Annotated in this window: 16 protein-coding genes; 9 read left to right on the top strand and 7 right to left on the bottom strand. The window is 48.5% G+C overall.

Going from position 1 to position 14,046, the window contains the following annotated elements; translation table 11 throughout:
* Nucleotides 1-27 precede the first annotated feature (27 nt).
* From BLU03_RS07815 to BLU03_RS07800, 4 genes are all read left to right on the top strand, one after another.
* Entirely contained in the window at nt 28-597 is a 570-nt protein-coding gene (locus BLU03_RS07815) for a GNAT family N-acetyltransferase (RefSeq protein ID WP_008589005.1), read from the top strand.
* A gap of 52 nt (nt 598-649) precedes the next feature.
* Nucleotides 650-1,312: a reverse transcriptase-like protein gene (locus tag BLU03_RS07810; protein WP_008589006.1), complete on the top strand. Its 663-nt coding sequence runs from the start codon at nt 650-652 to the stop codon at nt 1,310-1,312.
* Between the two features lie 135 nt (nt 1,313-1,447).
* Nucleotides 1,448-2,149, top strand: coding sequence for a CBS domain-containing protein (locus tag BLU03_RS07805; RefSeq protein ID WP_076572187.1), 702 nt, complete (start codon nt 1,448-1,450; stop codon nt 2,147-2,149).
* A gap of 163 nt (nt 2,150-2,312) precedes the next feature.
* A complete protein-coding gene (locus tag BLU03_RS07800; RefSeq protein ID WP_093106919.1) occupies nt 2,313-3,884 on the top strand; it encodes an L-lactate permease in 1,572 nt (523 codons plus the stop codon).
* 112 nt (nt 3,885-3,996) lie between these two features.
* Here the strand turns inward: BLU03_RS07800 and BLU03_RS07795 are convergent, their stop codons facing one another.
* Both BLU03_RS07795 and BLU03_RS07790 read right to left on the bottom strand, forming a co-directional pair.
* The gene (locus BLU03_RS07795; RefSeq protein ID WP_084193922.1) at nt 3,997-4,473 is read right to left on the bottom strand and encodes a glutathione peroxidase; all 477 of its coding nucleotides are present in this window, start codon (nt 4,471-4,473) and stop codon (nt 3,997-3,999) included.
* Between the two features lie 105 nt (nt 4,474-4,578).
* Nucleotides 4,579-5,622, bottom strand: coding sequence for a C45 family autoproteolytic acyltransferase/hydolase (locus tag BLU03_RS07790; RefSeq protein ID WP_093106917.1), 1,044 nt, complete (start codon nt 5,620-5,622; stop codon nt 4,579-4,581).
* Nucleotides 5,623-5,837: 215 nt separating this feature from the next.
* On the opposite strand from BLU03_RS07790, the gene BLU03_RS07785 reads away from it, so the two are divergent.
* Together BLU03_RS07785 and BLU03_RS07780 are read left to right on the top strand one after the other, a co-directional pair.
* Nucleotides 5,838-6,275 (top strand): universal stress protein, encoded by a 438-nt coding sequence (locus tag BLU03_RS07785; protein ID WP_093106914.1) that lies wholly within the window; start codon nt 5,838-5,840, stop codon nt 6,273-6,275.
* A gap of 142 nt (nt 6,276-6,417) precedes the next feature.
* A complete protein-coding gene (locus BLU03_RS07780; protein WP_093106994.1) occupies nt 6,418-7,329 on the top strand; it encodes an aldo/keto reductase in 912 nt (303 codons plus the stop codon).
* 68 nt (nt 7,330-7,397) lie between these two features.
* Here the strand turns inward: BLU03_RS07780 and BLU03_RS07775 are convergent, their stop codons facing one another.
* The 5 genes from BLU03_RS07775 to BLU03_RS07755 form a co-directional block, all read right to left on the bottom strand.
* Nucleotides 7,398-8,069 (bottom strand): GOLPH3/VPS74 family protein, encoded by a 672-nt coding sequence (locus BLU03_RS07775; RefSeq protein ID WP_093106912.1) that lies wholly within the window; start codon nt 8,067-8,069, stop codon nt 7,398-7,400.
* A gap of 96 nt (nt 8,070-8,165) precedes the next feature.
* Nucleotides 8,166-8,390 carry a hypothetical protein gene (locus BLU03_RS07770; protein WP_008589030.1) on the bottom strand — a complete coding sequence of 75 codons (225 nt, stop codon included), beginning with the start codon at nt 8,388-8,390 and terminating at the stop codon, nt 8,166-8,168.
* Between the two features lie 31 nt (nt 8,391-8,421).
* Entirely contained in the window at nt 8,422-9,678 is a 1,257-nt protein-coding gene (gene pepT, locus BLU03_RS07765; RefSeq protein WP_093106909.1) for a peptidase T, read from the bottom strand.
* A gap of 20 nt (nt 9,679-9,698) precedes the next feature.
* Nucleotides 9,699-10,376, bottom strand: coding sequence for a dethiobiotin synthase (gene bioD, locus BLU03_RS07760; protein ID WP_176765438.1), 678 nt, complete (start codon nt 10,374-10,376; stop codon nt 9,699-9,701).
* A gap of 89 nt (nt 10,377-10,465) precedes the next feature.
* The gene (locus BLU03_RS07755; protein WP_093106904.1) at nt 10,466-11,566 is read right to left on the bottom strand and encodes an oxidoreductase; all 1,101 of its coding nucleotides are present in this window, start codon (nt 11,564-11,566) and stop codon (nt 10,466-10,468) included.
* A gap of 302 nt (nt 11,567-11,868) precedes the next feature.
* On the opposite strand from BLU03_RS07755, the gene BLU03_RS07750 reads away from it, so the two are divergent.
* The 3 genes from BLU03_RS07750 to BLU03_RS07740 are packed head-to-tail and all read left to right on the top strand — an operon-like array spanning nt 11,869 to nt 13,991.
* The gene (locus BLU03_RS07750; RefSeq protein ID WP_093106901.1) at nt 11,869-12,231 is read left to right on the top strand and encodes a VOC family protein; all 363 of its coding nucleotides are present in this window, start codon (nt 11,869-11,871) and stop codon (nt 12,229-12,231) included.
* A gap of 33 nt (nt 12,232-12,264) precedes the next feature.
* Entirely contained in the window at nt 12,265-13,014 is a 750-nt protein-coding gene (locus BLU03_RS07745; protein WP_093106899.1) for a potassium channel family protein, read from the top strand.
* On the top strand, nt 13,011-13,991 hold the full coding sequence (locus BLU03_RS07740; protein WP_093106896.1) for an HNH endonuclease signature motif containing protein: 981 nt from the start codon (nt 13,011-13,013) through the stop codon (nt 13,989-13,991). Before BLU03_RS07745 ends, BLU03_RS07740 begins: the two co-directional genes overlap by 4 nt.
* Nucleotides 13,992-14,046: the final 55 nt, after the last annotated feature.

Raw genomic sequence — 14,046 nt, 5'->3', positions numbered from 1 at the left:
TGTTTTTGACAGACGGAGGGGCAAGTAATGATAGAAATCAAAGGTGAAAAGACCATTCTGCGGGAACCTTACAAAGAAGATATAGATGTGCTCTATTACTGGCAGTTTGAAGAGGAGGAACAGGCCTCAAGAGAATGGAATGGGCCGTATATTCCCGAACAGCATGCAACGAAAGAGGAATTCTACCAAAGCTGGGAACAGCAGTATTATATTATGGAAGGCGTGCCGAGCTCTCTCGTTATTGAAATTGACGATACAGTTGTTGGAGCTGTCGGTTCGTACTGGGTCGATCCGAACACGGACTGGCTGGAAACGGGGATCGTCATTTATGATAAACACTACTGGAACGGCGGTTACGGCTCGGAAGCGTACCAGCACTGGATCGATTATCTGTTCGAAGCGACTGGACTGCACCGGCTCGGTTTAAGCACCTGGTCCGGAAATTCCCGTATGATCCACGTCGGGGAAAAAGTGGGCATGCTTGAAGAAGCCCGTGTCCGTGAAGCCCGGAAAGTGGACGGAGAATTCTTTGATGCGGTGAAGATGGGCATCATGCGCAGCGAATGGCAGAAGACCAGAGGCAAAAGTCCTTCCTGAAGGCCTTGTCTCTGGCCTTTTTTATACCGGGAAAGAAAAAGGGGGGTTGCATATGCAATTGACCATAAGCTACTTGTATAAAGTGCCGAAGGGGCCGGTTATCACCTGTTTTACGGAGGAGATGAATATTGAAACGGCCCTGGAGCTGGAAGCGGATCTTCAGAAAATGGGCCGTGTCCGTGAAATAGTCTTTCAGAATAACAACGGGGAAAGATTTTTGCGTAAGGAACTTAAGGCATTCATAGAGAAAATACAGACCGAGCCGCACGATGTATATGTCTATTTTGACGGTGGCTATGAAATAGAGTACGGACGGGCGGGACTGGGCTGTGCGATCTATTACGAAAAGAGCGGGGAGATGTACCGCGTCCGGAAAAATGCCCTCGTGGACGAGCTGACCTCAAGCAACGAGGCTGAGTATGCAGCACTGCACCTGGCTGTCCAGGAACTGGCCATGCTCGGAATACGTTACCAGCCAATCTGCATAAAAGGAGATTCACGTCTTGTGATTAATCAGATGAAAGAAGAGTGGGAGTGTTACGATCCGGTTTTTCTGACCTGGGCAGATCGTATTGACGCCAGGCTGGCAGAAAGCGGGCTGGAAGCGACTTACCTCCATGTCCCCCGGAAGGAAAACAGCGAAGCCGATCGTCTCGCCACGCAGGCACTCGATGGGGTACAGATTGAAAGTCAAATAGTAATCGAGCAGCCATAAACGCGGAGTACCTTTATAAAAAATACGATAATCACCCGTTATTTCCCCGGAAATACTTTGTAACCGAAGGTCCGGTGGTGATATAGTGAAAACTGGATGCAGCCGAGCGCACCGGCGCCTGTAGGGGGAGATAGGATGGGAAAGAATGCGGATACTTTTTTAAGTGCCTATAACCGGATCGATCAGCACCTGAATCGCTGGAAAGAAACAGAGGATTACATCCCTTTCGCTTCACTGGTCAATTACTTCAGCAAACGGAATGCGGTGGTCAAGCGGTTTCAAAATGATCTGCTGGAATTTGCCGAACTGCGCAATGCAATCGTACATAACAGGGTCATGCCCAATTATATTATTGCGGAACCGCATGAAAAAACGGTGGAGCATATTTTGAACATTGAAGCGGAACTTACCAGACCGAAACTCGTTATACCGGCTTTCAGCAGGTATGTTCAGACTTTTCATCTGGACGACACTCTCGCTTCCCTTCTCGCAATCGTGAAGGAGAAGGAATTTTCCCAGTTTCCCGTATACGGAAACAGCGGCTTCAAAGGGCTCCTGACGCCGCGGGGGATTACTCAATGGTTATCCTCCCATATTAACGAGGAGCATTTGAATCTGAACGGAACGACGATCGGGGAAGTGCTGGCTGTAGAAGTCCGTAAAGATCACTACAAATTCATAAGTCGCAAAACGACCGTGCACCAGGCTGTGGATATGATGAAAGGGAACCCTTCGAGCAGTTTCCGGCCGGAAGCGATTCTCATTACCGAGAATGGCACTCCGAATGAGAAACTTCTCGGTATCATTACCCCGCATCACATTATCGGAGAATCGTAAACAGGGAAGAGGTGTTTTTGCATGCAGCCTCTCTCCTGTTTTTTCAGTTTTATTTTGATAGCGGTTACATATCGCGCGCGTTCGTGTACTCTTCGGGGCCGGATAACATAAAAGTTGAGCAATATAACAAAATGTGTCAGTTACAGAGAAAGGAGGGGCTTTTATGCTTTTATTAACTGCTTCGGCAGCAGTCATACTTCCGTTTTTATTTTTGGTGGTATTTCGTATGGCTGCAAAAAAAGGAATGGCATACAGTGCGGTTCTTGTGCTTCTGCTCGCCTACACCATATGGGGGATGAACGGAAAGGTGATTGCTGCCTCGGTACTTGAAGGAGGTCATAAAGCTTTAACGATTCTGTTCATTCTGTTCGGAGCGATTGTACTTTTGAATACTCTGCGGCGGACGGGAGCGGTCGACCGTATCAATCAGGGATTCCGCAATATTTCACCTGACATGAGAGTTCAGGCGGTTATCGTCGCGTTTCTGTTCGGCTCTTTGTTGGAAGGAGCGGCCGGATTCGGTACGCCGGCAGCGGTTACGGGACCTTTACTTGTGGCTCTCGGGTTCAATCCTCTTGCAGCTGCCACACTCGCTCTTGTGGCGGATAGTGCAGCTGTACCGTTCGGAGCTGTCGGCACGCCGCTGCAGGTGGGCCTCAGCAACCTGCCCGGTGCGGACGGAACGTTATATAATGAAGTGGCTGTAAGGATTACACAAATCGATATGTTCACCGGATCCTTTGTACCTCTGGTTCTCGTTGTGCTGCTTACGATGTTCTTCGGTAAGAACAGGAACTGGAAGGATGTGCTTGAGATAGCCCCCTGGGCTCTTGTCGTCGGTTTCGTTTATACGTCGTCCGCATTATTATACGCTACGCTGTTCGGCTTCGAGTTCGTAGCTATTCTTGCTGCTCTGACAGGTCTTCTGACCGCTTCGGTTACCGCCGGGAAAGGGTGGCTCGTCCCGAAAAGAGTGTGGATGGATGCCAAGCAGGAAGGGACAGAAGAGAAGTCTTCGGACATCTCTCTCGTTGCTGCCTGGGCCCCGTACGTCCTCATCGTAGTATTATTGTTACTGACACGGATTGTGCCGGTCGTGAGAGATGCGGCGAAGACGTGGATTGATGCGACGTGGCCGGATATTCTGGGAGTGGAAGGGATTACGTCCGCATGGGAGATTCTCTATTCTCCGGGAAGCGTACTTGTGCTGGCTACTATAGCCTCGGTGTTTATTCAGAGGAAACCGTTCCGTCACTTTCTGGATGCTTCCCGGGAGTCGTTATTCTCAATGAAAGATGCCGCTCTTGCTCTTTTTGCGACGCTCGCACTCGTCCAGGTATTCTCCAATTCCGGTATGAATACGTCAGACCTTGTCAGTATGCCGCAGTACATTGCAGGTTTTCTGTCCGAAAATCTTGGCTTCATGTGGCTGATTGTAGCGCCGTTCCTTGGGGAAATCGGTTCATTCATCACCGGAAGTGCAACGGTCTCCACACTTACGTTTTCCCCGGTCCAGTTCAATATCGCCGAGCAGGCCGGCCTCGGCATGCGCACGGTACTGGCCCTGCAGCTTCTCGGAGCGGCGGCGGGTAACATGATCTGCGTACATAACGTAGTAGCTGCCGGAACCGTCGTCGGTCTTTCCGGGAAAGAAGGGGAAATCATCCGTAAGACGGTTATCCCTGCCCTGCTGTATGGACTGATGACGGGCGTCGTCGCTTATCTGCTCTTTTAACTGTTCCATACACCGGCCCAAAATTGAAAAGACACAACTGCACCGAATAGGCTTCGGTGTTGTTGTGTCTTTTATTTACGGTGTTCATTTAGCTCTGTGGATTATAAAGCGATCAAGAAACGAGTTTCCTGATATCCTCTTCCGCTTTTTTCGGTGAAGTCTGAGGAGCATAGCGCTCTACGACATTCCCGTCCTGGTCGACGAGAAATTTAGTGAAGTTCCATTTGATGCCATCACCGAGCATGCCGCCTGACTGTTCTTTCAGGTGCCTGAAAAGTTCGTGCGTGTCATCTCCGTTCACTTTAATCTTCTCATGCATAGGAAATGTCACCCCGTAGTTGAGACGACACTGTTCCGCTGCATCCTGTGCGGACCCCGGTTCCTGATTGGCGAACTGGTTGCTCGGAAACCCGAGAACGACGAATCCCTCGTCCTGGTATTTCTTATACAGCTCCTCCAGTTCATCAAACTGTCCCTTCAGACCGCATTTTGTGGCAGTGTTGACGATCATCAGCACTTTCCCTTTATAGGCATCCAGACTGTAAGTTTCCCCGTTCTCTTTCGTAACTGAAATATCATGTACGCTCATCATAGATCCTCCTTTTCCTTATATTTTACCGAAAAAGCGAGGTTATTAGTAATGATATGAATCGCTTTATTTCTTGATGCTTGAATTCAAGATTTATATCAGTATTCACTGGTACTCCATGTTTACGAAAGGGTGGGGAGAATCGATATATCCTTTAACTTTCCTGGCCTTCGTATCTTCCCCGTTCAGCCAGTCTTCAAAGTTGAAAAGCATCGGCAGCCGGTCCGCTCCGTGGGTGAACCATGCCTGCTTTTTCTCCGGCAGATAGGCGGCTGTATGAATTGTGCCTGCCCAGGCTCCGTACTTGTAGGAAAAAACCTGTTCATCCGTATTGTTCAACAGCTGATAGGAACTGTAAATATCTTCAGGCACGGCGTCTTCCATAGTCTGATAGCGGCCGAGTGAATCATCCATACGGTAGCGGTTTTCCTCTGTCAGTTTGTGAAAGTGATTGGTGCTTATATTCCCTTCCCTCACTTTCACGTCACGGGCCGAAGCCTCTGCGACGACGGAACGGCCGGAAGAGTCGAGGAGTACATAGCTGAAAGCCCGGCGATGCGGGATGTTCTTCAGTAAATCGATCGCTTCTTCGATCGTCCGGCTATTCTCAAGGATCATACGTCCAATCATATTACAGAGAAATCCGGTATCCGAGCCGACACGGTTGATGAAGTTGTACCCCATGGAGAGTCCGTGCTCGTTCATCCCGTCTGTCCGTCCCGTAATCTGCATGGAAGGTCCGATCGTCGCGTAACCTCCATCCGTCGGCTGGTACAGCATATAACGGCCTTCGTAAGCGACGGGGTCACTGTCATAGTTTCTGACAAGCACATGCTCATTCGTATAAATGGAGCAGCCGCTTTTACCGAATTCAAGATAGTAACCGCCGAAGTTCTGGATGGCTGTCTCCATCGAAAGATCCAGCGCATCGGCAAGCCCGCGAATTTCGTCCCATATGCCGGGGGAGAAGCGGTCGAACATACTTTTTATTTCATCGAAATCTATAATGAAATGACGGTCTCTTTTCCCTTCCCACTGCTTATCCCGATTGGCGAGGATGGGAGAGTTCCGGAGCCATTCGCCCTGCCGGAAACCGAAATCGTAATGGGAACCTCTGAACTGGTATACGTCGCTGTAGACTTGTCTCACGATAGTACAATCCCCTTTGGTTAATAACGTAGAATTAAGTGTAAAGAAAAGAAAGAACTCCTGCAATTTATTTGTTTATCGGTTCAGCCCTGGCGGGGCAACGATTCGAAAAGTTTTGAAAACTGTTCACTAATAAACCGTTTACAACGTTTAGCCTTGCGCTTTAGTAGGAATATAGTACTGTAAGGAGAATTTTAAAATGGAGGAGATGCCACATGACCAAAAAGATCCTGATAGCTTATGACGGAAGTGAACTCAGTAGACACGCTGTCGAGGAAGCTAAAACCCAGGCCGTTAAGGCGGATCATCGTGAAATCCACTTACTTTCAGTCATAAATACGACGGGGCCCGCGACAAATGCCAAAATGGCCGAAGACATAGGTAAAGAGCTGGCTGAACGGTTTGAGAAAGAAATGGAAGCAATTAAAGTGGAACTCGAACAGGAGGAAGACACGTCAGTGGTGACCCAAATATCTTATGGAAAGGAAGAGGGAAACCCGGGCCAGAAGATTTGTGCGTATGCCAAAGAGCATGATGTGGATCTCGTTATTGTAGGAAGCCGCGGGCTTGGAGGAGTTAAGAAACTGCTTCTCGGCAGTGTAAGTAACAACGTAGTTCAAAAGTGCACGAAACCCGTGCTGGTCGTTAAATAACAGTGTGAGGTCCGTATATGAAAAAAGTCGCGAGAGGGGTTTTTTGAGCGCTGACTCAGAAACCCCTCCTTTGTATCATTGCAGATAGTTTCAGGGGAAACGCACGTTTTGAACATATGTACAATATAGGAGGCTAATGATGGTGAAAAGAATGAACCTCGGCACGAGCGACCTGAGTGTGCCGGAAATCGGACTCGGCTGCATGCGTATGGCCGGGATGACGAAAAATGATGCACGTGCAATGATAGATAAGTCGATGGAGCTCGGTATCGATTTCTTCGATCATGCTGATATTTACGGGAAGGGTGAAGCCGAGAAAGCGTTCGCAAGTGCGATTGAACCATCCCTGCGCGAAAAGATGATTCTGCAATCGAAGTGCGGAATCCGCGATGGTTTCTTCGACTTTTCCAAGGAACATATCATATCTTCGGTGGAAGGAAGCCTTAAGCGTCTGAACACAGAATACTTGGATGTATTACTGTTGCACCGTCCCGATGCTCTTATGGAACCGGAGGAAGTGGCTGAAGCCTTCACTAAACTGGAGAACGACGGGAAAGTCCGTCATTTCGGTGTCAGTAACCACAATCCTATGCAGACAGAGCTGCTGCAGGAAACGGTTGATCAGGAGCTGATCGTTAACCAGGTGCAGTTGAGTCTTATGCAGACGGTAATGATCGATCACGGACTGAATGTGAATATGGAGAATAGTTCAGCAGTAAACCGGGACGGGGAAATCATCGAATACAGCCGTCTGAATAATATTTCACTTCAGGCCTGGTCCCCTTTTCAGCATGGTATGATTGAAGGCGCCTTCGTCGGAAACAGTGATTTTCCGGAAATCAATGAAAAACTGCAGCAGGTCGCTTCCCGCTATGGTGTGACCGATTCGGCTATCGCCATCGCATGGATTCTGCGTCACCCTGCAGGCATCCAGCCGATTGTCGGTACGATGAACAAACAGCGTCTCGAAGATATTGCGAAAGCGTCGGAAGTGAAACTTACGAAGGAAGAGTGGTACGAGCTTTACCGCGCTGCGGGTAATGATCTGCCATAATATAATAAAAGCAGGAACCCTGCGGGAGCAGCCTCCCGGGATTCCTGCTTTTATTTTTCCGGGAAAAATCAGGAAGAACCGCCGGAAGAGATAGCTGCTGCACCTGCTGCTGCATAAACGGCGGCATTTGTGGCGTCTACGGCCTCATTTACAGCTTTTCCGTAAGGATTGCGCTTCGTCCATGCTTTGATCTGTTTTTTCTTCGCGCGCGCTTCTTTCTTAGGGAAAACTTCCTTCACGAGATCACAGGCATTAATCAGGCTGAGCAGAATGAGTGTACGTTCGTCCGGGAGGTCGGTTTCTTCCAGGGCTTCCGTTACCCTCATGCGGATATCCTCTTCTTTTGTGTTATCAGAAGCGGGGTAGGTTATCCAGGTGAAGATACCGAGAAAGCTGTGATGACTCTCTTCAAGTATCCCCTTCTCCACAAGACGGGAAGACATGGTTTTTTGCCGCTTTCTCATCCGGTTCCCGAACTTCTCGACCCAGACTCTGATTTTACGGTCTTTTTTAGAGTTTTTAATTTCCTGGAATACGTCGTTTAACAGAGGATCATCAACCGGGGCGGGATTTATGACGGTGAGTTTCTTCCCTTCAGCTGCGACGCGTTCATTTAATGCAAGTTCGCTGATGAACGCTCCCGCCAGCCCGAATTTCAGGGAAGAGGAAGCCCGCATAGTTACCGAGCCTTTCCGATCATGCAAAGCGAGAAGCAGAAGTTCTTCTGCAATAGTCAGCATAACTATTCCTCCTTTTAAATAATGTACGGAAAGGGAAAAGTTTCAAAAAATAAAGCTGATGCCCTTCTTCATCATTTAGGAGGGCATCAGCTTTTATCAGTCCTGATTGTCACGGTCTTTCCGATATTTCTTCTCGCTCTGAGAATCTTTCATGAACTCTTTTTTCTTTCTGTTACCTTTTTCATCGAGTTCGAGCGCTTCCATAGGAATATCGTCCGTCAATTCTTCTTCTTTAAATTTCTCGGCAAGGTCCGTACGTTCTTCTTCGTTTATCATTTTCCTGTTGTTATCAACGTTGTGGTCTTTATTTTTTTCACCCATCATGTCACCACCTTTAAGAAGATTCCTATTCTCACGATTCCTTTTTCTTCCGGATGTTAAACTTATTTTCTGTGGCGAACAGACGGGAGAGTTCGATGATCGTTTCAGTGGCTTTCTCCATGTTGTCGAGTGAAATGTACTCGTATTTACCGTGGTAATTTTCGCCGCCGGTGAAAATATTAGGCGTCGGGAGCCCCATGAAAGAGAGCTGAGACCCGTCTGTTCCCCCGCGGACCGGGCGTATGAGCGGCCGGATGCCTTTGTTTATCATGGCCTGTTCCGCCGCGTCCACGATTTCGAAGACGGGTTCAATCTTTTCGCGCATGTTGTAGTACTGATCTTCCATGTAAAGCAAAATGGCGGACTCGCCATACAGGCGGCGAAATTCTTCCACTGTTTTTTGCATGTAGTTCTTTTTCGCTTCAAATTTTTCGTTATCGTGGTCACGAATAATATAGGAGAGAACGGCGTGTTCCACATCGCCTTCCATGCCGAGCAGGTGAAAGAAACCTTCCTTCTCTTCCGTATATTCCGGTGCTTCGAAAGCGGGCAGGGAGGACGCGAACGTCATCGCCATTTTTGAAGCATGAATCATTTTGTTTTTCGCCGATCCCGGATGGACGTTGCGCCCCTGGAACTGGATAGTGGCAGAAGCTGCGTTGAAGCTTTCGTATTCAAGTTCCCCGAGTTCCCCTCCGTCTATCGTATAGGCGAAGTCGGCACCGAAGCGTTCGACGTCGAAGTGGTGAGGGCCCTTTCCTATTTCTTCATCGGGCGTAAAGGCGACCCGTATTTTTCCATGAGGGACTTCCGGGTTATGGAGCAAAAAGTTCATCGCCGTCATGATCTCGGTCACCCCTGCTTTGTTGTCGGCTCCGAGCAGTGTGGTACCATCTGTCGTGACAAGCGTATGTCCTGCGTATTTGTGCAGGGAAGGAAAATCATCGGGGGAGAGGACGGTATCGTCATTCAGACTCAGCTCTCCTCCGTCATAATTCTTCCAAACCTTTGGGGAGACACCGCTCCCGGTAAAGTCCGTTGCTGTATCGATGTGCGCAAGGAAGCCGATGACAGGCAGATCTTTATCAGTATTTGAAGGCAGGGTGGCCATGACGTAGGCTTTCTCATCGATGGAAACTTCACTCATACCGATTGTTTCCAGTTCTTCCGCCAATTTGTTCGCAAGCTCCCACTGCTTGTCTGTGGAAGGTGTAGTTTCCGATGCTTCATCCGATTGGGTATCTATCTTTACGTAACTGATAAAGCGCTGCAGCAATTCTTCTTTCATGATAGCTCTCTCCTTCGGGTTCAGTATTTGAGTGTTTCAAGGAAATCCGAATAGATGGTGCGGTACAGGGACAGGTCCGGCTCTTCGGTTTCCGGAACTTTTCCGAGTACCGGGAGTCCGGTTGTTCGTTCAAGCATCTCGGGGTTATGACGAATGCCGATGGACGGAAATTCGGGGTAGCGGTTAAGCACGATCCCCCGGAGATCCACGTTCTTCCCGCGGGCGTAAGAAGCTGTTATCGTCGTCTGGTTAAGAGTCCCGATATCGGCATCCGCAATCAGAAGCCCCGGCAGCCCTAGGTCGTTCATCAGTTCAGGCGTCCCGTACTGTTCGTCAATCAACGGAACGGCAATTCCCCCGGAGCCTTCCACGATGACGAGCTCATGCATTTTCTCCAGGTAGGAGAAGTCGCGAAGGATACGGTCGGGTTCGATGAGCGTACCTTCAAGGGAAGCGGCGAGATGGGGGGACACTTTCGACTTGAACAGATATGTACACAATACATCCCCGAGCCCGGGTTCATAGACCTCCCGGTATCTGTCAGCGTCCGGGGAGGTTCCGGCCTCTGTCGCTCCGCACTGTACGGGTTTGTACGGAACAGCATCGATCCCCTTTTCCCTGAGGGACGCTACGAGTGCAGTGATGAATGAAGTTTTTCCTACATTTGAATGGGTTCCTGTTACGAATATACCTGGCATTGATCTCTTCCTTTCTACATTTATCCTACCAGAAAAAACATACGGCAGAAAAAAGAAAACGACCCGCACCGGGGCCGTTTTCATGAAAATTATCCGTTGAAGATATTCTGGTTCAGCTCATGGTCTTTAATGTTCGCCTGAGGAAGCATGATTTCTTTGAAATCGAACTCTCTTAAATCTTCCCCTTTGTCTATCAGATTTGGAAGATCCGGGTTGGCGAGAGCTCCGGTTCCTACTGCAATAAGGTCCGCCTGTCCTTCTTTCAGAAGCTGGGCCGCTTTCACCGGATCGGTAAGTTTACCGTTGGCGATGACCGGCAGGCCGCTGAACAGTTTTGCTGCTTCAGCCAGCGTTTTCGTATTTTCTCCGAAAGAAGACGCTGCAGCATCAGGGTCTGTAGTGTGAACAAAGTCGAGAGGCGCATTACCGAGAGCTTCGAAAATTGTGCGTGCCTCTTCTTCACCCCCTGCCCACTTGTGTTCTCCGTCGGCTGCTTTCGCCTGCGAAATACGGATACCTACAGGGTAGTCTTCACCGACGGCAGCACGGACTTCTTCAATCACTTCAAGAACGAATTTAACTCTGTTTTCGGGCGAGCCGCCGTATTCATCGTTACGGAGGTTAAAGTAATCCGTGAGGAACTGGTCGAGAAGATAACCGTTCGCTCCGTGCAGTTCCACACCGTCGAATCCCGCTTCTTTAGCGCGAAGGGCACTGTGAACAAAACTTTCTTTCACTTCTCTGAAATCGTGATCATCCATAGCGCGCGGTACCGGGAAAGGGCCGGAACCACCGTAAAAGCTGAGCTGTTCTCCCTTAGGCTGCACGGCAGAAGGTGCGATAGATTCATCGGAGTATCTGTTCGCCTGCATCTGCGCTCCGGCATGCATTAACTGCGCAATAATAGCCGTACCTTCTTCATGAACAGCATCCACAATCGGCTTCCAGCCGTCGGCATGGATAGCTGTGGCCAGACCGGGCTGGTGGCTGTACCCCTGACTGAAGCTTTGATCGGGATAGATCCCTTCCGTCACAATCGTGCCGAACCCGCCTTTGGCGAATCGGGTGTAATAGTCTTTCATCGTATCATTCGGCTTTCCGTCCTCTTCTGCACTGACGCGTGTCATCGGTGCGACGACAAACCGGTTCTTAACGTTCTGGTTCAAAAAGTCATATTCTCTGAATAGCATATCGTTATTCACTCCTTAGGTGAAAGATTAGTGTCACCATACTTAAATGGCAATATCCGTTTTTCTCGATTTCAAAACATATAGGCCGATCAGCCAGGAATGTACCATAGTTTATAAGAACAGAAGAGCAAACGCACGTAATCTGTTTGGCCAAAAAAGAGGGATGATCCGTTGGTCTGTACTTATCCGGGGGCCGGGGACGTCGGACGGAAGAAAATCGTTTTACCATACAAAACGTTATCCGTATGTATGATAATATTAAAAATAAATGAGAGTAACTGAGCCGAAAGGGAGGAAAAGATATGTTGAAACGAATCGATCACATCCAACTTGCAGCACCGGAAGGCGGGGAAGAGAAAGCGCGGGAATTCTTCGGAGATATACTCGGCATGGAAGAGGTGGGGAAACCGGATAGTCTTCGGAAAAACGGGGGCGTCTGGTTCAGTCTCGGCGTCCAGCAGCTGCACATCGGTATAGAAGAACCGTTCACTCCCGCCCGGAAAGCCCACCCGGCGTTTGAAGTGGATGACCTGCAGGAAGCAGTGGACACACTTGAGGACCGGGGTGTGGCAGTGAAGAAGGATGACAGGCTCCCGGGAGCAGAGCGCTGTTATATACAGGATCCGTTCGGCAACAGGATTGAACTGCTGCAATGGGTAGACTGAACAGGACTTCTACGATAGGTGGTGAGGGATAATATGAAAGCAAAAACGAAAAAGAACTGGATTATCGGGTATGAAATTACGCTCGTATTCCTCGCTTTGGCTTCCGTATTATTCATATGGACGGAGAATCCGGTACTTCTGGCTATCAACCGGTACGTCTGGATCATCTTCTTCACGGACGTCCTCATAAGATTTATAGCAGCAGAAAAAAAGTGGCAATACATAAAAAAGAACCCTATTGATATCATTGCGGCCCTTCCTCTCGACGCTATTTTCCAGACAGCAAGGATTGTACGATTGTTCCGCGTTCTGCGCTTTTTCGCCGTCTCACGGAAATACCTCGGCACTCTGTTCTCTATCATTAAAACGAACGGACTGGATCTCGTGCTGAGTGTCTCATTTATCCTTGTTTTTGGAGCGGCAATCGTGGTCAAGGAATTCGAACCCACAATCACCACTTACATGGACGGCGTATGGTGGTCGGTCGTCACTACCACCACAGTAGGGTACGGCGACATCTCTCCGGAGACGGGGATAGGGCGAATGGTCGCCATCGTCCTCATGCTTGTCGGAATCGGTCTCATCGGGATGATCACCAGTTCCATCACCACTTTCTTTCTGACAGACGGAGTAAAAAAAGACGAGAAAGTGGAGTTTATCCAGAAGCAGCTCGATCATTTCAATGATTTGAGTGACCAGGATGTGGAGCGCCTGATAGCGATGCTTCATGAAATGAAAGGAAAAGATTCCGGTGCTTCAGAAAAGGAGAGTGAGCTGGAATGAGCTGGAAGTCGGGTCACGGGAGAGTAAACAGTCATTCTCTCGAGGAAGACGAAATTTGGTATCAGTTCACAATGTTTTTTTACAAAAGTAAAAAGACCCAGACGTATAAGTTCGGTCTTCTGAAAGCATTGATTGAGAATTTATATAACGCTGATTCCCGGCTGCAGTTGACGTATGAACAGATCGGGTATTCTTTTGTAAAAACGTACTGGAACCTGGTGGTCAGGCACGGACTGAAACAGGGGTCGCAAAATTCAGGGGTGGCGGCTGCTGTTCTGAGGGCCCGTGAAGAACGGCAGTTACCGATAGATTTGAGTTTTGACCAGCTGCAGGCAGGAGATCAGGTTTACGTCCTGGAGTGTGCGAAGCCAATTATGAAGAAATATGTCTTTGGAGCTTTATACAGTGATTTTGAAGGAAAGTTGTACGGTTTCGACAGACGAAAACAATCTCAATACTTTCAGTTCCATCCGGATTCGCATTTGTTTCTGTTGAAATATCAGCGGCTTGTCACTGATCTCTTAAATTATCATCTGGCAAAAATGATAGAGCAGTATAATCCTGTAATCCGTGAGTTTCTGTTGGAAAAAGTGGAAAGTGTGGCGCAGCGGGAGTCGCTCCATCCTTATAGAGAGATTCTGTTGTCACGATTTGAAAATAGCTGCTTTTATTGCGGGAAATCTTTACACCTTTCCCAAAAACAGACTCACGTTGATCACTTTATCCCCTGGTCTTTCATCCAGTCGGATAATATATGGAATCTCGTGTTATCATGCAAGAGCTGCAACCTGAATAAAAGTGATAAATTGCCCGATTATAATTATTTAGAGCGTATTTTAGAACGGAATGAATACTTAAAAGCGGAACCCGTGCTCCTTTATGAAGACCGCAGTCTATACAACTATCGGCCGGAGAAATTGAAGTTACTGTACGAGTATTCGGAACAGAACGGTTTTGAAGAAAGATGGTCTCCATGAACGAAGAAAAAGAGCTCTGCCAATTTCGCAATGATTGGCAGAGCTTTAATTATAT

This window comes from Salimicrobium album, assembly GCF_900107115.1.
GTDB lineage: Bacteria > Bacillota > Bacilli > Bacillales > Halobacillaceae > Salimicrobium > Salimicrobium album.
Note: the sequence above shows the minus strand (reverse complement) of the source record. Positions and strands in the feature narration are given on the sequence as shown.